Annotated in this window: 16 protein-coding genes; 11 read left to right on the top strand and 5 right to left on the bottom strand. The window is 50.1% G+C overall.

Going from position 1 to position 19,350, the window contains the following annotated elements:
- Positions 1–12: 12 nt before the first annotated feature.
- The 3 genes from ACN0S4_RS07265 (at position 13) to ACN0S4_RS07275 (ending at position 3,628) form a co-directional block, all read left to right on the top strand.
- Positions 13–630 carry a flavin reductase family protein gene (locus ACN0S4_RS07265; protein WP_417657028.1) on the top strand — a complete coding sequence of 206 codons (618 nt, stop codon included), beginning with the start codon at positions 13–15 and terminating at the stop codon, positions 628–630.
- Positions 631–700: 70 nt separating this feature from the next.
- On the top strand, positions 701–1,183 hold the full coding sequence (greB, locus tag ACN0S4_RS07270) for a transcription elongation factor GreB (RefSeq protein ID WP_417657029.1): 483 nt from the start codon (positions 701–703) through the stop codon (positions 1,181–1,183).
- 114 nt (positions 1,184–1,297) lie between these two features.
- Entirely contained in the window at positions 1,298–3,628 is a 2,331-nt protein-coding gene (locus ACN0S4_RS07275) for a Tex family protein (RefSeq protein ID WP_417657030.1), read from the top strand.
- A 27-nt stretch (positions 3,629–3,655) separates the two neighbouring features.
- Here ACN0S4_RS07275 and ACN0S4_RS07280 read toward each other — a convergent pair whose 3' ends face one another.
- The gene (locus ACN0S4_RS07280) at positions 3,656–4,822 is read right to left on the bottom strand and encodes a fatty acid desaturase (RefSeq protein WP_417657031.1); all 1,167 of its coding nucleotides are present in this window, start codon (positions 4,820–4,822) and stop codon (positions 3,656–3,658) included.
- Positions 4,823–5,036: 214 nt separating this feature from the next.
- Between ACN0S4_RS07280 and fabR the strand changes: the two genes are divergently transcribed.
- Positions 5,037–5,657: an HTH-type transcriptional repressor FabR gene (gene fabR, locus ACN0S4_RS07285; protein WP_417657032.1), complete on the top strand. Its 621-nt coding sequence runs from the start codon at positions 5,037–5,039 to the stop codon at positions 5,655–5,657.
- Here fabR and ACN0S4_RS07290 read toward each other — a convergent pair.
- Positions 5,626–7,404, bottom strand: a complete 1,779-nt coding sequence (locus ACN0S4_RS07290) for an SLC13 family permease (RefSeq protein WP_417657033.1) — start codon at positions 7,402–7,404, stop codon at positions 5,626–5,628. The two genes, fabR and ACN0S4_RS07290, sit on opposite strands and share 32 nt — an antisense overlap.
- 121 nt (positions 7,405–7,525) lie before the next feature.
- On the opposite strand from ACN0S4_RS07290, the gene ACN0S4_RS07295 reads away from it, so the two are divergent.
- The gene (locus ACN0S4_RS07295) at positions 7,526–9,550 is read left to right on the top strand and encodes a prolyl oligopeptidase family serine peptidase (RefSeq protein WP_417657034.1); all 2,025 of its coding nucleotides are present in this window, start codon (positions 7,526–7,528) and stop codon (positions 9,548–9,550) included.
- A gap of 64 nt (positions 9,551–9,614) precedes the next feature.
- Here the strand turns inward: ACN0S4_RS07295 and pckA are convergent, their stop codons facing one another.
- Positions 9,615–11,216 carry a phosphoenolpyruvate carboxykinase (ATP) gene (gene pckA / locus ACN0S4_RS07300; protein WP_417657035.1) on the bottom strand — a complete coding sequence of 534 codons (1,602 nt, stop codon included), beginning with the start codon at positions 11,214–11,216 and terminating at the stop codon, positions 9,615–9,617.
- 124 nt (positions 11,217–11,340) lie between these two features.
- Positions 11,341–11,835 (bottom strand): pantetheine-phosphate adenylyltransferase, encoded by a 495-nt coding sequence (gene coaD, locus ACN0S4_RS07305; protein WP_417657036.1) that lies wholly within the window; start codon positions 11,833–11,835, stop codon positions 11,341–11,343.
- Positions 11,836–11,946: 111 nt separating this feature from the next.
- Between coaD and ACN0S4_RS07310 the strand changes: the two genes are divergently transcribed.
- Genes ACN0S4_RS07310 through ubiA form a run of 6 tightly spaced genes read left to right on the top strand, consistent with a single transcriptional unit; the run spans position 11,947 to position 16,860 of the window.
- Positions 11,947–13,140 (top strand): glycine C-acetyltransferase, encoded by a 1,194-nt coding sequence (locus tag ACN0S4_RS07310; protein WP_417657037.1) that lies wholly within the window; start codon positions 11,947–11,949, stop codon positions 13,138–13,140.
- Between the two features lie 58 nt (positions 13,141–13,198).
- Positions 13,199–14,224 carry an L-threonine 3-dehydrogenase gene (gene tdh, locus ACN0S4_RS07315; protein WP_417657038.1) on the top strand — a complete coding sequence of 342 codons (1,026 nt, stop codon included), beginning with the start codon at positions 13,199–13,201 and terminating at the stop codon, positions 14,222–14,224.
- Between the two features lie 3 nt (positions 14,225–14,227).
- Positions 14,228–14,551, top strand: a complete 324-nt coding sequence (glpE, locus tag ACN0S4_RS07320; protein WP_417657039.1) for a thiosulfate sulfurtransferase GlpE — start codon at positions 14,228–14,230, stop codon at positions 14,549–14,551.
- Positions 14,552–15,391 (top strand): rhomboid family intramembrane serine protease, encoded by an 840-nt coding sequence (locus ACN0S4_RS07325; protein ID WP_417657040.1) that lies wholly within the window; start codon positions 14,552–14,554, stop codon positions 15,389–15,391.
- A 3-nt stretch (positions 15,392–15,394) separates the two neighbouring features.
- Positions 15,395–15,991, top strand: coding sequence for a chorismate--pyruvate lyase family protein (locus ACN0S4_RS07330; protein ID WP_417657041.1), 597 nt, complete (start codon positions 15,395–15,397; stop codon positions 15,989–15,991).
- A 2-nt stretch (positions 15,992–15,993) separates the two neighbouring features.
- Positions 15,994–16,860 carry a 4-hydroxybenzoate octaprenyltransferase gene (ubiA, locus tag ACN0S4_RS07335; RefSeq protein ID WP_417657042.1) on the top strand — a complete coding sequence of 289 codons (867 nt, stop codon included), beginning with the start codon at positions 15,994–15,996 and terminating at the stop codon, positions 16,858–16,860.
- On the opposite strand, the gene plsB is transcribed toward ubiA, so the two are convergent.
- On the bottom strand, positions 16,831–19,326 hold the full coding sequence (plsB, locus tag ACN0S4_RS07340) for a glycerol-3-phosphate 1-O-acyltransferase PlsB (protein WP_417657043.1): 2,496 nt from the start codon (positions 19,324–19,326) through the stop codon (positions 16,831–16,833). The genes ubiA and plsB overlap by 30 nt on opposite strands.
- Between the last annotated feature and the right edge of the window lie 24 nt (positions 19,327–19,350).

Genomic DNA, 19,350 nt, shown 5'->3' on the forward strand with positions numbered 1-19,350 from the left:
AGTTAGGCCGAGATGACACAGACCATAAATCGTTCAGAAATTGATGCCATGCCGTCGCGCTACCGTGCTCAGTTTATTAATAGTTTATCGGGATTTAAGAGTGCCAATTTGATTGGTACTGCTGATGCAGAGGGTGCAACCAACTTAGCCATGCTAAGTTCGGTTGTGCATCTGGGCGCGAATCCCCCGCTATTTGCCCATGTCACGCGGCCGACGACCGTTGCTCGGCACAGCTTGGATAATCTGCAAGCCACCGGAGTGTACACCTATAACCATGTCAGCCCGAGAATGTTGCCCGCAGCACATCAAGCCGCAGCAAAATATCCTCGCGATGTGTCAGAGTTCGATGCAGTCGGCCTCACAGCCGGCTATGTCGAGGCGTTTGCTGCGCCCTACGTCGCTGAAAGCGAATTGAGTATCGGCATGCGACTGGTTGAGGTACTCCCCATCAAACACAATGGTACTTTGTTTGTGATTGGTGAAATTGCTTGGGTTCGCTGTCCACAAAAAGTTATCGAAACCGATGGCTATGTGGATATTGCCGAACTGGACGCAGTGGCCATCAGCGGTTTGGATAGCTACCACCCAGTGCTATCTGGCACGCGCTACGGCTACCCTGAGCCGGATTAAACCTATTCAATTTAGGGCATCCTCAGTACACTAATGCGCTCTATCGTTTCAGGGTATTGTTTAAGTTGCTATGAGAACCAATCTAATCACGCGAGCAGGCTACCTACAGCTGCAACAAGAGCTCGACCAACTGTGGCGCGTTGACCGTCGCGAAACCACTGAAAAAGTGGCCTGGGCGGCGAGTTTAGGCGACCGTAGCGAGAACGCAGACTACAAATATAACAAGCAGAAGCTACGCCAAATTGATAAGCGCATCCGCTTTTTACGCAAGCGCTTGGAAGTTCTTAAGATTGTCGATTATGCGCCACAACAAGAGGGCAAAGTCTTCTTCGGTGCGCAGGTAACCATAGAAAATGATGCAGGTGATACGCGCACGTTTCGCATTGTTGGGCCGGATGAAATTTATGGTCGCAACGATGTCATCTCTATTGATGCGCCTATGGCGCGAGCCTGTCTAGGCAAAGCAGTCGACGATGAGGTGGCAGTGCCAACGCCAACCGGCATCAAACAATGGTATTTGGTCACTATCCACTATCCTGACCGAACCGCATAATCATCCCTGTTCCACCCCTCGCTAAAGTTTTTCACAGCATGACTTCGCTTCGTCGCAGAGGCTGATATACTTGTGCCCACTTTTTTGGGTATGAGACTAGGCGAGAGAGAAGTTATGAGCTGGATTACACAGCAAATCGCAACAGAATTATCGGTACAACCACAACAAGTCCAAGCGGTTGTAGCGCTGCTCGACGACGGTTCTACGGTGCCCTTTATTGCCCGTTATCGAAAAGAGGCCACCGGCGGCCTCGATGACACACAGTTGCGGAACCTGGCACAACGCCTCACCTATTTGCGCGAGTTAGATGACCGCCGTCAGGTTATCTTGGCCAGTATCAAAGACCAAGGGAAGCTCTCCGACGACCTCCGTGATGCCATTCTCACCACACAATCGAAAACCGAGCTCGAAGACTTATACCTACCGTTTAAACCGAAACGTCGCACGAAAGGTCAAATTGCAATCGAAGCCGGACTCGAGCCGTTAGCTGATACCTTACTGGCAGACCCGACGACCGATCCAGAAGTAGCCGCTGCGGAATTCATAAACGTTGATGCTGGCTTTGCTGACACCAAGTCGGTGTTAGAGGGTGCGCGCTTCATCCTGATGGAGAAGTTCGCCGAAAATGCTGCATTATTGAAGAAGATACGCGAATATTTATGGAATAACGCCGAAGTTACCAGCACAGTTGCAACCGGTAAAGAAGTGGAAGGCGCGAAGTATCGCGATTATTTTGAGTTCAGTGAAGCGGTTAAGAAAATTCCTTCGCATCGCGCTCTAGCACTGTTCCGCGGGCGCAATGAGGGGATCCTGCAACTCAAACTCAATCCAGATCCACAACAAGACGACCCGAAAGCGCGTAGCTACGGTGAACAGCTGATTGCCGCTCACTTGTCGATTCAAGACAGTGGCCGCGCCGCCGATCCATGGTTACAACAAACCGTGGCATGGACCTGGCGCATCAAGATTTTGCTGCATATGGAAACCGAGTTATTCGCCAGTATTCGCGAGCGTGCAGAAGCCGACGCCATTCAGATTTTCGCGAACAACCTAAAAGACTTAATGATGGCAGCGCCCGCTGGTGCCAAAGTGACGATGGGACTGGACCCGGGTGTTCGTACAGGTATTAAAATTGCGGTTGTCGATAACACCGGTAAGGTTCTTGGTACCAACACGGTGTTCCCATTCCAGCCACAGAATCAAGTCGATAAGTCCATGCGGACTCTGGCGGGAATGTGCAAACAACATAAAGTCGAGTTGATCTCGATTGGTAACGGCACCTATTCGCGTGAAACTGATAAGCTGGTTGCAGAAATGCTGAAGGCGAATCCAGATATTAAGGCTAGCAAAGTCATCGTGAATGAAGCGGGAGCCTCGGTCTATTCGGCATCTGAGTTAGCCGCACAAGAATTCCCCGATTTAGATGTGTCGTTGCGCGGTGCGGTGTCTATTGCCCGTCGTCTGCAAGATCCCCTCGCAGAACTCGTGAAAATTGAGCCAAAGTCTATTGGTGTAGGCCAATACCAACACGATGTGAGTCAAGCGCAACTAGCGCAAAGCCTCGATGCAGTGGTTGAGGACTGTGTAAACGCCGTTGGTGTTGATTTGAACACGGCTTCCGTTGCATTGCTTGCGCGGGTGGCTGGTTTAACGCGGACGATGGCGCAGAATATCGTTGCCCACCGCGATACTAACGGTCGCTTCGCCACGCGTCAGCAATTATTGAAAGTGGCACGCATGGGACCAAAGTCATTCGAACAGGCCGCAGGCTTCTTGCGCATCATGCACGGTGAGACTCCCCTAGATGCCTCCGCAGTGCACCCGGAAGCCTACCCTGTGGTTGAGCGAATTGCGCAGCAAGCGAATAAGCAGGTTGCTGAGCTCATTGGTGATTCCAGTTTTCTCAAGCAACTGCGTGCTGAAGACTACACCGATGACAAATTTGGCATACCGACGGTGCAAGATATCTTGCGCGAACTCGACAAGCCGGGCCGCGACCCGCGTCCTGAGTTCAAAACAGCATCGTTCAAAGATGGCGTCGATACCATGGCTGACCTAAAACCTGGCATGACTCTCGAAGGTGTGGTGAGTAACGTGGCAGCGTTTGGTGCGTTCGTGGATATTGGTGTGCATCAAGATGGTTTGGTCCACGTATCGGCATTGTCTGATAAATTCATTTCAGACCCGCGTGAAGTGGTAAAGGCTGGGGATATCGTCAAAGTCAAAGTACTGGAAGTGGACTTGCCGCGGAAACGTATCGGATTGACGATGCGGTTGACTGATGAAGTACCTACGGCAACTGCAGCGCCAGCAGCTCGAACCGAGAAGCGCTCCAGTGCACCAGCCCAACACAAACAAAAGCCGGCAACGAAGCCGGCTCCAGTAGCAAATTCTGCAATGGGTTCTGCTTTTGCAGATGCGTTTGCCAAGGCGAAGAAGTCATAACGACTTCTTCGCAGTTTCAATTGAAGATTACGCGATAGAGCGTTGCTGAATTACGGTCTGCATTAAGCGGCGGAAATCACGCTTGTGCGTCTGCAACGCTTCACGCATTTCAATCACTTTTTGTTGCAGTTCGGCCAAGGTGATCAAATGCATTTGATCTGCCAATGCCTTTGCTTTGGTGTCGAGCAACTGCTTCCGTACCTGATAATACTCACGTAACCGCAGCATCAGCGCGTCATATTCTTCGTGTAACCGCTCACGCGTAGTTTCACAAGAAATGGGAGCTTGGTCCTGCAGGCGCTTAAACTGCATCGCCAACCGTGCCTTTTCAATTTGATAACCGTTCGTACGCTTCAGGTTTTTCGTTAAGCCTAACCACGAACAACTGCGAATGAGCCACTTAGTCGGATCGAACTGCCACCAGCGAATACCATTCCGATAGTCAGCTGAGAAAATGTGGTGATAGTTATGATAGCCCTCACCAAACGTCAGCAATGCTAAGAAGCCGTTGTCACGTGCAGTGTTACGGTCGGTGTAAGTTTGCTTACCCCAAATGTGTGCCAACGAGTTGATGAAGAACGTGGTGTGATGGTTAATCACCAAGCGGGCAAAACCAACTAATAAGACGGCACCCCAAACATCACCCAGCATAAAGCCAATCGCAACCGGCCAGCCAATAGTGGTGAGTAGCGTGAGCAACAGATAGTGACGATGCTGCCACATCACAATAGGATCTTGCTGCAGATCTTTGACGTTATCGTAGTTGCTGTATTTCGATGCCTGATATTCACGTAGCATCCAGCCAATATGCGAGTACCAAAAACCACGCTTTGCCGAATACGGGTCGTGATCATTGTCATCAACATGTTTGTGATGCTCACGGTGATCAGACGACCAGTGCAGCGCACTGTTCTGCACTGCAAGCGCGCCACCTAAAGCGAATAAAATACGCAGTGACCAATGTGCGTCGTAGGTTTTATGCGCCCACAAGCGGTGATAGCCAGCAGTAATCGAGATACCCGCGAACGCGATGGTTCCGAGTAGCGCAATAATCATGCCGGTAGAGAAACCATAGGTAATGCCATACCAAGGCACACCAATTGCAGAGATTGCAAAGGTAATGGCAAAAACTAAGGTGTTTAACCAAATAATCGGGGGCTTACCAGACGTTTCTGGCGCAGATGACACGGACATAAAACCAACCAAATAACTGAGAAAAAGAATCACGCGGTACTAAAAACTCATTTTAGCGAACACGTGTACGCTGAATGTACTTGGCTTCACCATGAAAGTAAACCCAAAATGCGACGAATGGACTTCAATTACGGTGTACGTCACAGACTATTTGCAGCTCTGAAGTGAGACTGCAATAATGCACGCCAGTTCAACTCTTTACACAAGGTAAGCCATGGCAGGTATCCGCGCGGCACAAAAGGAAAAAACTCGACGAGCATTGATTCAAGCAGCGATGAATCAGCTCAGTGCTGAGCATGGCTACGCGAGCTTGAGTTTGCGTGAAGTTGCGCGTGAAGCAGGTATTGCCCCCACCTCGTTCTATCGCCATTTCCAAAATATGGACGAACTCGGTTTAACTTTGGTTGATGAAGGCGGCTTAGCCCTACGCCAATTGTTGCGGCAGTCGCGGCAGCAAATCGCCAAAGGTGGCTCGATCATTCGCGCTTCGGTGATGACATTCATGGCGTTTGTGGCGGATCATCCAGCTATCTTTCGCTTATTACTGCAAGAAAAATCGGGCAACTCACGTGAGTTTCGCTTAGCAGTGCAGCGCGAAGTTGAACATTTTGCTGCTGAGCTGGTTGACTACTTGGTGGCTGAGCAGCAATTTTCACGTCACTTAGCAGAACTCCAAGCTGATGCGATTGTTCGGATTGTCTTCAGCGCTGGTGCCGATGTGATTGATGCGAGTAATGACGAGCGGGAGTGCATTACGGAGCGAACCATTCAGCAAGTCCGCCTCGTCGCCCGAGGCGCAGCAGCTACGCGTTCAACGGCCACATCCATAGAATAAGAGGCACCGACATGGCTACCACAAGCACGGTCAGTGGTAATCCCAACTTCCAATAGTCACTGAAGCTGTAGCCGCCTGGACCCATCACAAGAATATTCGATTGATGCCCAATAGGCGTTAGAAATGGTAATGCTGCACCTATAGCAACGGCCATTAAAAATGGATCAATTGATGCTCCTAGCGAACCCGCCATACTGATCCCAATCGGCGCCATAAGTACTGCAGCCGCAGCATTGTTAACAATATTAGATAGTAAAATAGTCACTACCATCAACACAATGATCGCTACTGCGGCAGGAGCATCTAAACTGATGGCCAGTGCCGCATTGGCTAACGTATCGGCAGCACCACTTCGCTCAAGCGCACCACCGAGCGGTATGGTTGCGCCAAGTAGGACAATGATTGGCCACTCGATATTCTCGTAAAGCTCGCGTAGCGGCATGACGTTAGTAACGACCATCAGTCCAGCTGCCAAAGTGAAGGAAACGGGCACCGATACTAGACCTAACGCACTGAGTAAAATTGCAGACGCAAAAATAGTGATGGGTAAAATAAACTGCTTTTGGCTGCCGATACGCAGGCTTCGCTGCGCCAACGGAAAACAACCAAAGCGCACGAAGACATCATTCAGTACTTCACTGTCGCCTTGCAATAACAAGACGTCGCCGGGCTTAAAACGGACATTCGATAAACTCGGTTTGAGCGTCTGACCATGACGAGCAACCGCCAGCACATTCACGCCAAACCGATGGCGCAAGCGTAAATCAGCTGCCGAGCGACCGATCAATCGGGAGTCATGCCCAACAATCCCCTCGATAACCTTAATTTCATCCGACACCAGAAAGCGTTCGTCAATTTCCTCGTCAGCATTGAGCTCAAAATTAGTGATATCCAAGATTTGTTGCAAGGTGTCCGCATCAGCCTCAACAATCAGAACGTCTTCGGCTTTAAAACGCTGATAGCGTGGTGGTGCAGTAATCTGATTTTTGCCACGTTTGAGCGCGACCACAGCAAAGTTCTCTTTGACCTTAGATTCCAGTTCAAACAGCGTACTGCCGATTAAATCGTTCTCAGGCGGGATGTAGATTTCGGTCAGATAAGACGTTAAATCATAGGGTGAGTTTGATGTGTTTCTACCGGCTTTGTCAGGGACCAGCCAACGGCTGACCAACCACATCAACACTAATCCGCCCAATGCAACAGACAGTCCAACCGGGGTGAAATCGAAGATACCAAAGCTTTCTCCGGTGGCTTGCGCACGGATATCCGAAATAATAATGTTGGGCGGCGTACCTATCATGGTTATGGTTCCACCCAGCAATGAACCAAATGCCATTGGCATCAATACTCTCGATGCACTGCCATTGTTTGCGCGAGCCAGCTGCAGCGCCACTGGAATCATAATGGCCATAGCGCCGGTGTTACTAATAAATGCCGAGACAAAGGTTGTTAAGCTGGTGAGAACAAGCATTTGCACCCAAGGGCGATCGCCGGCTTTCTTAACCAAGGTAGCAAGGGCATCGACAACACCAGAACGCCACAACGCATGACTGATCACGAGTACCGCAGCAACGGTAATGACCGCAGCATTTCCAAAGCCAGAAAAGACCTCTTGCGCAGGAACAAGGCCGACAATGGCTGCTAGCAGCAAAGCGCCCATACCGACAATGTCATAGCGCCACCGGTCCCACACAAAAAAGACCAGCGCAATTATCAATATGGCGCCTATTAATAGTTGATCAATCATCGGTAAACCTGTTTCACCCAAATCGGCGTATAGAACAGCATAGAGTGGCTTGATTTCGTGGGAAGTCAACAGTTTTACTGCTAAGATTGAGTCGAAAAATTAACAGAACAAGGAGAATTCAATGGCTAGCACATTGTTGCGTAACCTTTTGGTTGCGACCACTGCGCTTACGTTAAGTGCGCCACTATTCGCGCGTGACATCACAATAGAAGAGACCATCACGGTACAATCCATTACCAGTGCCGCCGTCTCCGCTGATGGACAACTGGCAGCGTTTACGCGCAACGTTCCACGCACCCCCTACGTTGATGACGACGGTAGTAACTATACCGAGTTGTTTACGGTTACCGGTGAAAATGACCCGGTGCCTTTCATCACAGGTAAACATAGTTTGGGTTCAATCCAAGTGCATGGTAATGCCATTTACTTTCTCGCTAAGCGCGGCGAAGACAAACACACTAGTCTCTATCGTATTGCTACCACCGGTGGTGAAGCGCAACGCGTCTTAGCACATGAGAATTCAATTAGTAGTTATGCATTGAGCGCTGACGGTCGTTACATTGCGTTCCGTGCCCGTGCAAAAGCCGATGATAATGACGAAAAATTAAGCAAAAAAGGCTTTAAGGCAGAAATCTACGAAGAAGAGTTTGAGTTCACCCACGCTTGGCTGTTCGATACGCAAGCCGATGCTGCAGAACCGGTTCAAGTAACTGACAACGAGCAAATTTACTCAGTTGATTTCCGTCCGGGTCATGAACAATTACTGGTTCGCGCTGCCCCTACAGCACTGGTTGATGACAACTACATGAGCAGCAGCTATCGACTTATCGATTATACGGGCGAGACGGTTAGTTCCTTCGAGTCGGTCGGTAAATTAGGCAAAGCGGAGTTTTCTCCAGATGGTCGCTATGTCGCAGTGATTGGTGCTGCGGATTATAACGACCCGGCGGATGGTCGCTTGTATGTCTACGACACACAAAAAGAAAACGAGCGCGTTGAAGTACTGCCGAATTACATGGGTCATGTACAAGACATCGCTTGGCGTCGTAACGACGAACTCGTTTGGCTAGGCCATCGTGGTACCGAGAGTGAAGTGCAAGCACTGACCATGCAATGGTTAGAGAGCCGCACCTTATTAGAGCTTGGTAAAGCGATTGTGGTCGACATTGAAGTGGCTGAAGGGCAAAGCGACGTTTATGTTCGAGCGCATACCGCCGCACATCCAACAGAATTGTTCCGGTTACAGAATCAGCAGTTGATTCGATTGACCGACTCGAACCCGTGGTTAGCGGACATCACGCTACCGCGCCAAGAGACCATTACTTACAAGGCGCGCGACGGTCTCGATCTTGAAGGGATCGTGATCTACCCGACTGACTATCAAGAAGGTCAGCAATACCCTTTGATTATGGTCGTTCATGGTGGTCCAGAGGCACATTACAGCAACGGTTGGTTGGACCGCTACGCCAGCCCGGTTAAACATGCCGCGCAGCAAGGCTATGCTCTGTTCTTCCCGAATTATCGTGGCAGCACTGGTCGTGGCGTTGAATTCTCAAAGCTGGGTCAAAATGACTATGCTGGGAAAGAATTCGATGACCTCGTTGATGGTAAAGATCACCTCGTGGAAATGGGCTTAGTCGACAGCACTAAGGTCGGCATCACCGGCGGTTCATATGGTGGTTTTGCGTCGGCTTGGGGTGCAACTGCACTGACTGAGCACTTTGCGGCTAGCGTCATGTTTGTCGGCATCAGCGATAACATTTCTAAGTTTGGTACCACCGATATTGCGAAAGAAATGCATGCTGTTCATGCGCGCAGCTATCCGTGGGAAAAATGGCAATGGTACCTAGAGCGTAGCCCTATTTATCATGCCGAGAAAGCCCGCACGCCAATCCTGATCTTACATGGTAAGGAAGACACTCGCGTACATCCAAGCCAGTCGATGGAGCTGTATCGCTACCTGAAAACTCACGGTAATGTGCCAGTGCGGTTAGTGCTCTATCCAGGCGAAGGTCACGGCAACCGCCGAGTCGCGTCACAGCTCGACTACGGTATGCGCATGATGCGTTGGATGAACCACTTCTTGGTAGAAGGTGGTACTGAAGCTCCAGCACATGAGTTACCTCACGCTGAGAATTTGAAATAACAGCAACAAAAAAGGCGCCATCAGGCGCCTTTTCTTTTACTCGAAACTCTTGAGTAGCTATGCGTTACAGCTGTGGACCTGCTGCAACCAATGCTTGCCCTTCGGCATTGTCGGTAAACTTCTCAAAGTTAGCGACAAAGCGCTGTGCTAAATCTTTCGCACGAACGTCCCACTCAACCGCATCGTCGTAGGTGTTCCGCGGATCCAAAATTGAGGTGTCTTCAACGCCCGGCAGACTGGTTGGCATCGCCAAGTTGAAGTATGGCAACTGCGCAAAATCTGCATCTTCAATACTACCGTCAAGAATGGCATCAATGATGGCGCGCGTGGCTTTAATCGAAATACGTTTGCCAGTGCCGTTCCAACCGGTGTTGACCAAATAAGCTTCAGCGCCAGACGCTGCCATACGCTTACCTAATACTTCAGCGTACTGCGTGGGGTGCAAACTGAGGAAGGCCGCACCGAAACAGCTTGAGAATGTTGGCGTCGGTTCTGTGATACCACGCTCAGTACCTGCCAATTTGGCGGTGAAGCCAGACAAGAAGTGGTACTTCGCTTGCGCATCAGTCAATTTCGAAACTGGTGGTAACACGCCGAACGCATCCGCAGTTAAGAAGATAACTTTCTTCGCGTGACCAGCTTTTGAAACAGGCTTCACGATGTTATCGATGTGATAAATCGGATAAGACACACGAGTATTTTCAGTTTTCGAGCCGTCATTGAAATCAACGGTACCGTCATCTAATACCGTCACGTTCTCAAGCAATGCATCGCGACGAATGGCATTGTAGATATCTGGCTCAGCTTCTTGCGACAAGTTGATGGTTTTGGCGTAACAGCCACCTTCAAAGTTAAACACGCCATCGTCATCCCAGCCGTGCTCGTCGTCACCAATGAGCTCACGCTTTGGATCGGTCGACAAGGTCGTTTTACCGGTGCCTGATAAACCGAAGAATACTGCGACATCGCCATCTTTACCGACGTTCGCCGAACAATGCATAGAAGCCACACCGCGCAATGGTAAAAAGTAGTTCATCATTGAGAACATACCTTTCTTCATTTCGCCGCCGTACCAAGTACCGCCAATTAACTGAATGCGCTCAGTTAAGTTGAACGCTACAAAGTTTTCAGAGTTGAGACCGTGTTCTTGCCACTTCGGATTAATACATTTCGCACCGTTCATGACCACGAAATCAGCCTTGAACGTTTTCAGTTCTTCAGCAGTTGGGCGAATAAACATGTTTTTGACGAAATGTGCTTGCCACGCCACTTCAGTGATGAAACGCACGGCTAACCGCGTGTCTTCATTGGCGCCACAGTAGGTATCGACAACAAACAAGCGCTTGCCCGATAACTGTGAAGTGACCGTGCCTTTCAAATCAGCCCAAATAGCTGGCGAAATAGCTTTGTTATCGTTCTTACCTTGATCAGACCACCACAATGTATTTTCAGTGGTCTCGTCACGCACAATATATTTGTCTTTCGGTGAGCGTCCGGTAAAAATTCCGGTGTCTACGGCGACAGCGCCAAGGTTTGTCACCGTACCCTTTTCGTAACCATGCAGGTCACTGCGGGTTTCTTCTTCGAACAACAGTTCGTAGGAAGGATTGTGGACAATTTCGGTGACGTCTGTGATGCCGTATTGGCTCAAATCCAGATCGGCCATGTGCTGGACTCCTGCGGGTCTGATCAGTGCGAATGAATAGAAAACGGTTAATGGGTCGCGATATTACATCGAAACACACAAAATTCCTAGTCTAACGGGCGTTATAAGCTGCGCTTTGTCGCACTTAGCTGCGTTTCGATTGCTTAATTTTTGCTTCTAGCGCCGCGGTCACTTCTGCAGCGGTAAACTGCCGGACATCGCCATGATGTAGCGCAACCTCTTTGACCAAAGTGGAGGAAATGAAGGAGTTTTCTTCTGCGGGGGTCAGGAACACGCTCTCCAAATCAGCGTACAAACGTCGATTCATGTTGGCCAGTTGGAATTCATATTCAAAATCACTGACTGCACGTAAGCCGCGAATTAACACCGTTGCTTCATGTTCTTTGGCAAAATCAACGAGCAAGCCACTAAAACCAACGACTTCCACATTCGGTAAGTCGCGCGTGACCTGACGCACTAATTCAACGCGTTCGGCTAGGGTAAACATCGGTTGTTTACTCGGACTTGCGGCTACACCCACAATAATTTCGCTAAAGAGGTTAGCTGCACGCTCGATTAAATCGGCATGCCCATTGGTGATGGGATCAAAGGTACCGGGATAAATAGCGCGTTTGTGCATGATTTTTCTCCAGTTCCGCAAATGAGGATGCGGATTGCCCCTCGGATCAGTTAAACTATGCGGTATAGATCTGACCGAGACCAAGTTTGGTCTGAATGAGCGGAGAATTACATGAAGCAAGATTTTTATCAACAACTTGAACAGCAGCTTGACGAGCTGCGTGAAGAAGGTTTGTACAAGAACGAACGGATTATTCTCGGCGAGCAAGCTGCAGAAATTCAGGTCGGCGACGGCGAATCGGTTCTGAACTTTTGTGCCAACAATTACCTCGGTTTAGCCAATGCCGATGAATTGATTGAAGCCGCTAAGCAAGGCCTTGACGAGCATGGCTTCGGTACCGCCTCGGTGCGCTTTATTTGTGGTACGCAAAATATCCATAAAACATTAGAAAGCAAACTCAGCGACTTTTTAGGAACTGAAGATACTATTCTGTATTCATCGTGCTTCGACGCGAATGGCGGCTTGTTTGAAACCTTGATGGGTCCAGAAGACGCGATTATCAGCGATGAGCTCAACCACGCCAGTATTATCGATGGCATTCGGTTAAGTAAATCCAAGCGCTATCGTTACAAAAACAATGATATGTCCGACCTCGAAGCTCAGCTAAAACAAGCGAAAGCTGATGGCGCTCGTCACATCCTCATTGCAACGGATGGTGTGTTCTCCATGGACGGCGTCATTGCCAACCTCAAAGGCATTTGTGATTTAGCCGACGAATACGGCGCTTTGGTTATGATGGATGATTGTCATGCCACCGGTTTCTTAGGTAAAAATGGTCGCGGCACCCACGAATACTGCGACGTTATGGGTCGTGTTGACATTATTACCGGTACTCTAGGTAAAGCATTGGGCGGAGCCTCTGGCGGCTACACCTCAGGTAAGAAGCATGTGATTGATTGGCTGCGTCAACGTTCACGTCCTTATTTATTCTCTAACTCTGTTGCGCCAGCGATCGTTCAAGCATCGATTCGCGTACTGGAGATGCTCGAACAAGGCGACGAATTGCGCGCGCGGCTATGGGACAACGCAGCCCATTTCCGCAATAAGATGACTGCTGCAGGTTTCACTCTCAGTGGCGCCGACCATGCCATCATCCCGGTCATGATTGGAGATGCGCGGTTAGCGAGCGAAATGTCTGATCGTCTGTTGGCCGAGGGAATTTATGTAGTCGGTTTTTCATTCCCAGTGGTTCCACGTGGCAAAGCACGCATTCGGACACAAATGTCAGCGGGTCATTCACGCGAACAACTCGATCGCGCAATCGATGCCTTTATTCGTATCGGTAAAGATTTGAACATTATTTAGTGGTTTGGTTTCCGCTAGCGGAGACCAATGAGTCACGGCCATCAGAAGGAGGTCGAACATGAAAGCTTTAGCAAAATTGCACGCCGAACCCGGCATTTGGATGACAGAAGCAGAGAAGCCTGAGTACGGTTACAACGACCTGCTGATCCGCATCAAAAAAACCGCTATTTGCGGTACAGACGTCCATATTTTCAAATGGGACGAATGGTCACAGAAAACCATTCCAGTACCGATGATTGTCGGTCATGAATATGTTGGTGTGGTCGAAGCCATGGGTGACGGTGTGCGCGGTTTCGAAAAAGGCGACCGCGTATCGGGTGAAGGTCATATTACTTGTGGTCACTGCCGCAATTGTCGCGCCGGACGTCGACATTTGTGTCGCAATACCGTTGGTGTAGGTGTGAATCGCCAAGGTTGTTTTGCAGAATATTTGGTTATTCCTGCGGACAATGCGTTCAAATTACCGGACGATATTAGCGATGATCTTGCTGCTATTTTCGATCCATTTGGTAACGCTGTGCATACCGCCCTCGCCTTTGATTTGGTCGGCGAAGATGTCTTAATTACTGGCGCCGGTCCAATCGGTATTATGGCTGCTGCGGTTGCCCGACACGTTGGCGCACGCCACGTTGTCATCACCGATGTAAACCCGTATCGCCTAGAGCTCGCCGAAAAAATGGGCGCGACTCGTGCAGTGGATGTGACCAAGACTAATTTACGCGATGTCATGTCTGAGTTAGGCATGAAAGAGGGCTTCGACGTTGGCTTGGAAATGTCTGGCGTACCATCTGCACTCTCAAGTATGTTGGAAACCATGAACCATGGTGGCAAGATTGCCATGTTGGGTATTCCACCGACTGCAGTCGCGATTGATTGGAACCAAGTTATATTCAAAGGTTTGGTGATCAAAGGGATCTACGGTCGCGAGATGTTTGAAACTTGGTACAAAATGGCTAGTTTGTTGCAGTCTGGTCTCGATTTATCACCGATACTGACGCACCAAATGCCGGTCGATGACTTCCAGAAAGGCTTCGACATTATGACCTCAGGTCAATCAGGCAAAGTTATCTTAAACTGGGATTAAAGCATGGCGGATTTTTCGCGCATCAATACCACGACAGCGCATCAACTCTGGGAAGCGGGAACTGCCCGCTTCGTAGATATTCGTGATGAACGCTCATTTGCCGCGGGGCACATTCCGCGTTCATTACGTCTGACCGATGCAAATGTCGTTGAGTTCTTAGACTCGCTCGAGGATGATGAAGCTGTGGTAGTGGTCTGTTATCACGGCAACAGCAGCCAAGGTGCCGCGCAGTATTTGGCGCATCAGGGTATTGAGCAAGTCAGCAGTTTAGATGGCGGGTTTACCGCTTGGGGCCAACTTTTTCCAGAGGCAGTGGAGCGCGGTTAAATGCAAAAATTACTGGCGACGTCGAATGCAGCCATGATGGCAGAACTTCATGCTTACCTTCGGCAACGTGGCATCCCAGTCACCGTCAGTGAGAATGGCAACCAGCTCGAACTTTGGTTAACGCAGTCCAGTTACAAAGCACTCGCGAAAGAGTTGATCACCGAGTTTAAAAACAATCCGCAGCCCCTCGAACCCGTCGAAAGTTCATCACCATCACAACCCACCCGCTCATCTGTAAACCGCGCCGGACCCTCGCTCTGGCGTCAATTACGAAGTCAGGCTGGTGCAGTCACTTTTGGCTTTGCTGTATTGGTCGTCGCGGTCTATTTAGGCCTGCAAACACCTGCTGCAGAGGCGCTCTTTGCGACCTTACGCATCAGCGATTATTTTGATGTATTGCCGTGGACACAACCCTGGCGACTCGTGACTCCTGCATTACTCCATTTTAGCCTGCTGCATATTCTGTTCAATGTGTTCTGGTGGTGGTACCTCGGCGGCCGTTTCGAAAAGCTCTACGGTTCCGTGTGGCTAGTGCTAGCGCTGCTGGTCACTGCAATTATTTCGAACGTCTCACAGTTCTTGGTGAGCGGTCCGTACTTTGGCGGCCTGTCTGGTGTGGTCTATGGCCTGTTTGGTTGCGCCGTCGTGCTGGCGTGGCAACGTCCTTCGCATCCGTTATTTTTACCACCTGGGCTTATTGGCTTTATGATTGTTTGGTTGGTACTTGGCTATACCGATTTGCTCTGGGTCAACGTAGCCAATACCGCGCATACAGCTGGCCTTATTTCCGGCCTCGTTTTTGGTGCAAGCATGCGGTTACTCGCGTTACGCAAGCGATAACACATGTCGACTACTCCGTTTCCAGCCATCACATTTCCGGTTGTCAGCACAGGAGGCGAAGCGCAATGGCTCGCCCCATCCGAAGTGCGTACGCCGCTGAGTCAACAACACGCAAATTGGTTACTCGACCCCGGCTCGCTAACGGCGAAGCTAAAAGCACTCAGTGCCGACTTCAAAGTACAAGTGTTGGGTCAACGCGAAACGACGTTGCTGGCTGATGAGAAGCCGTGGCTCGGTGACGTTGAACGCGCCGCAGTACGGGAAGTAATTTTATGGTGTGATGGGAAACCTTGGGTGTTTGCCCGCAGTGTGTTTCCACCGAGCGCATTGGCTGCACAACAACTCAGTTTGGGTACGCTCGGTGACAGCCCGTTGGGCGAACATCTATTTCGACAACCCGACCTAGCGCGCAGTGCCATCGAGCTGTGCCGCTTCGCGCCGACCTCGCAAGTCGGTCAGTTACATCAGCAACTTGGGTTTCCCGCACACGAACTCTGGGGCCGCCGCAGTTGCTTCTACGCAGCCAATCAAACTGTACTGGTAGCGGAAGTATTTCTTGGCGCTGCTAAACTGTATTCAGAATCACCATCACAAGGATAGCTATGCGTTGGTTTTCACCTGATCGTTTACATGCCTACTGGCGCTTGATGCGCGCAGATCGCCCCATTGGTACCTATTTATTGGCCTGGCCAACCCTCATGGCATTGCTCATTGCCGGCTCAGGTGAGCCCTCACTGCGCGTCGTTGTGCTGTTTATGATTGGTGTGTTTGTCATGCGCTCCGCGGGGTGTGTGATTAACGACTTTGCCGACCGTAAAATTGACGGTCATGTCACCCGCACACAGTTGCGTCCGCTCGCTACCGGCGAGTTGGTCGCATGGCAGGCGCTCCTCCTGTTTGTTCTGTTACTGACCATCGCGTTGTTTGTTGTCCTCCAATTTAACCAGCAAACCTTTTGGCTGAGCATTGGAGCTGTTGCTGTCGCAACCTTATATCCGTTTTGTAAACGCTTCACCCAGCTCCCTCAACTGGTGCTAGGAATTGCCTTTAGTTTTGGCATTCTGATGGCGTTCACGGCTCTCGAGCAGGGCTTGCCGGTAGCCGCTTGGATACTCTTCGTCACCAATGTTGTGTGGACCACGGCATATGATACCGAATACGCCATGGCAGACCGCGCTGATGATGTGAAAATTGGCGTTAAATCAACAGCGATTTTATTTGGCGGTTATGACCGCGCCATGATTGCGCTGTTGCAATTACTGACGCTAAGTGGGTTTGCAGGGCTGGGCTGGCATTTGCAGTTTGGCTGGAGTTTTTGGTTAAGCTTGATCATTGTTGCCGCACTCTTTGCTTGGCAACACAAAATGATCTGGTGGCGAGAACCGCCGCGCTGTTTCGCGGCGTTCCTACACAACAATCATGTGGGCTACGTGCTGACGTTAGGTATTGCTATCGACTACTGGTTCTGAGCCTAACGCTTTTAATTGCAGTACCTGTTGTACAGACTGGCGAATAGTTTGCAGCACCGCAGGCTCTAACATGCAGTCAATCCGATCACTAAATGGACCCACACGCGCGTCCGCCTCAAACTGACCATCCGCATTCACCTGAATGAAAGCTTCCGATTTGAGCGTGCTGATAAGGCCGCTGATAACCTTGCGATCAAAGAATTCCGGCGCGTTGACACCATGCATCGCGCTCAATCGCTCAGCCAACTGCACCGCATGGCTCTCTAAATCACTGCGGCTAATTGCACCAGCTTGCTGCAGTAGTTCCAGCACAATGGCATAGCGCTGCAACGTTTCACCTGCAGAGCGAGCGAGAAGCTGCAACTGGAAATAGGCTTGGCTATCACGACTTGGTGCCGCATAGACAACCTCGCCTTGTTGCGATTCGGTGCGGGTCAATAATTGCATCTCATGCAGCTGTTCAATCAAGGCGTGCGCCCACAATTGCATCCGATCACGCGAGTGACTCACAAACAATTCGTCTTGCAAGAGTGGTTGCATTTGCTCCAATAGATCAGCGACTTCAGCAACGGTAAAACGACTGTATGCAGTTGCATATGCAGCGATTACACAGGGTACAATCATCATATGCATGATGTTGTTGCGGTAGTAGGTCATGGCGATCGCGTTGGTGCCTTCCAACTTGATCATCTCGCCCAGATCATCTTGCTCAACTGAAAACTTGTCGTGAATACTTGCGAGCTGCCACAACTCCGCCCCACTTTGATGTGGCACGTAGGAGCCTTTGCTGTAAGGCACTTCTCTGAGTATCTGGGTATAGATATCGAGCTGCGCAATAAGCTCTTCACGCGTTAACGCGTATTGCTCGGCACTGAGTAAAGCCAACGCAGATAAGTTCACACTGTTAAGTGCAGCCGCATCATTAATACGATGCATGATCTGCTCAGCTAAAATATTGACAGTTGGCGTTAACCACTTGGGTCGTGACGGCTCTTCAGCACCGTGGGTAATCGCGTCACGCCAATTTGGCTGCAATGTATCAAGGGTTTCACCTAAATTAATCGGCTCACCAAAAGTCACAAAACCGTGTCCGAAATTTCGCAAATGACGCAAAGTGCTGAGTACTTGAAAGACGGATTCTTTTTCCTTCGACTTCCCTTTCAGCTCTTTTAAGTAAGTACCCACTTCCATGACATGCTCGTAGCCTAGATACACTGGTACAATAGAGAGCGGTCTAGTCTGGCCGCGCAACATACCCTGCACGGTCATCGCGATCATGCCCGTTTTCGGAGACAGCAAACGACCGGTGCGGCTACGCCCACCCTCAGTGAAATACTCGACTGGGTAGCCCTTTTGGAAGAGCCGATTGAGATACTCACGGAATACGGCCGAATAGAGTTTATTGCCCTTAAAGCTGCGGCGAATAAAGAACGCGCCGCCACGACGGAAGAGCGGGCCCGCTGGGAAGAAATCGAGATTTACGCCAGCAGCAATATGCGGCGGCACTAGGCCTTCTTTATAGATCACGTAGCTTAATAGCAGGTAGTCCATATGGCTGCGGTGACACGGAACATAAATGACTTCGTGCCCAGCCTGTGCCAACGCTCGAATTCGCTCGCCACCTTCTATATGGATACCGTTGTAAATTCGACTCCACAGCCACGCCATAAAACGGTCAAGAATACGAACCAGTGTTTCGCTGTAGTTCGCAGCAATTTCATCGAGATACTTATAGGCAGTTTTGCGTGCTTGCTCGATGGAGATCTTTTTGCTCTTGGCTTCATCTTCTATCGCTTTTTGCAGCGCTGCAGAATTGAGTAGATTCTCAATAACGAGTTCGCGGTCCGTTACTTTAGGCCCCGCAACGGCGTGTCGGAGGCGCACAAAATGTACGCGTGCAACCCGCGCTAATTTATGAGCAATAGTGCGGCTGCTACCGAACTTATCCGCCATGTCTCGAAGTTGCACTGGGCGACTGGCGCGAACCAAAATATTGCGACCAGAAAACAGCACTAACCAGAACTTTCGCCACATGCCGGGGTTGTCTAAGTCACCAACCATGGGCTTGCCCTCACGGCGCTCTTGCCCAGACTTTCGGCCCCAGAACACACCGACCGGCACGAGCTGCACCGCAACACTGGAGTCACGCTCATGAGCTTGGAGTAATTGCTGGAACTCATCGACAGCGGCTTCAGCTTGCTGTGTTTCTGAAGGAGCCACGTACATGAGTCGCGCAAAAGATTGCCCATTAATCAATAACGGCTCATCGATGCTTGGCAAGTTCGCTTGCACAAGAGCTGCGCGTGCTACCAGGTGGTCAGCGGCGGACGTCGAACGCATGATATAAACCACTTGTTTAGTGCCGACTACTGATTGTTCGGTATCACGATCAAGAATAATCTCAAATCGAGTTAACAACCGAATCGGCCAATACAGTACTGTTCGCCAAAAAGCCTGCAACCTCATTCAACATCCTCATCCAAGTAGACG

It is taken from the genome of Pseudidiomarina aestuarii, from assembly GCF_048263735.1.
GTDB classification, from domain to species: domain Bacteria; phylum Pseudomonadota; class Gammaproteobacteria; order Enterobacterales; family Alteromonadaceae; genus Pseudidiomarina; species Pseudidiomarina aestuarii_B.

What these genes read in the sequence shown, in the direction of transcription:
- ACN0S4_RS07265 (WP_417657028.1), top strand. Translation starts at nt 13, where the DNA reads ATGACACAGACCATAAATCGTTCAGAAATTGATGCCATGCCGTCGCGC.
- greB (WP_417657029.1), top strand. Translation starts at nt 701, where the DNA reads ATGAGAACCAATCTAATCACGCGAGCAGGCTACCTACAGCTGCAACAA.
- ACN0S4_RS07275 (WP_417657030.1), top strand. Translation starts at nt 1,298, where the DNA reads ATGAGCTGGATTACACAGCAAATCGCAACAGAATTATCGGTACAACCA.
- ACN0S4_RS07280 (WP_417657031.1), bottom strand. Translation starts at nt 4,822, where the DNA reads ATGTCCGTGTCATCTGCGCCAGAAACGTCTGGTAAGCCCCCGATTATT.
- fabR (WP_417657032.1), top strand. Translation starts at nt 5,037, where the DNA reads ATGGCAGGTATCCGCGCGGCACAAAAGGAAAAAACTCGACGAGCATTG.
- ACN0S4_RS07290 (WP_417657033.1), bottom strand. Translation starts at nt 7,404, where the DNA reads ATGATTGATCAACTATTAATAGGCGCCATATTGATAATTGCGCTGGTC.
- ACN0S4_RS07295 (WP_417657034.1), top strand. Translation starts at nt 7,526, where the DNA reads ATGGCTAGCACATTGTTGCGTAACCTTTTGGTTGCGACCACTGCGCTT.
- pckA (WP_417657035.1), bottom strand. Translation starts at nt 11,216, where the DNA reads ATGGCCGATCTGGATTTGAGCCAATACGGCATCACAGACGTCACCGAA.
- coaD (WP_417657036.1), bottom strand. Translation starts at nt 11,835, where the DNA reads ATGCACAAACGCGCTATTTATCCCGGTACCTTTGATCCCATCACCAAT.
- ACN0S4_RS07310 (WP_417657037.1), top strand. Translation starts at nt 11,947, where the DNA reads ATGAAGCAAGATTTTTATCAACAACTTGAACAGCAGCTTGACGAGCTG.
- tdh (WP_417657038.1), top strand. Translation starts at nt 13,199, where the DNA reads ATGAAAGCTTTAGCAAAATTGCACGCCGAACCCGGCATTTGGATGACA.
- glpE (WP_417657039.1), top strand. Translation starts at nt 14,228, where the DNA reads ATGGCGGATTTTTCGCGCATCAATACCACGACAGCGCATCAACTCTGG.
- ACN0S4_RS07325 (WP_417657040.1), top strand. Translation starts at nt 14,552, where the DNA reads ATGCAAAAATTACTGGCGACGTCGAATGCAGCCATGATGGCAGAACTT.
- ACN0S4_RS07330 (WP_417657041.1), top strand. Translation starts at nt 15,395, where the DNA reads ATGTCGACTACTCCGTTTCCAGCCATCACATTTCCGGTTGTCAGCACA.
- ubiA (WP_417657042.1), top strand. Translation starts at nt 15,994, where the DNA reads ATGCGTTGGTTTTCACCTGATCGTTTACATGCCTACTGGCGCTTGATG.
- plsB (WP_417657043.1), bottom strand. Translation starts at nt 19,326, where the DNA reads ATGAGGTTGCAGGCTTTTTGGCGAACAGTACTGTATTGGCCGATTCGG.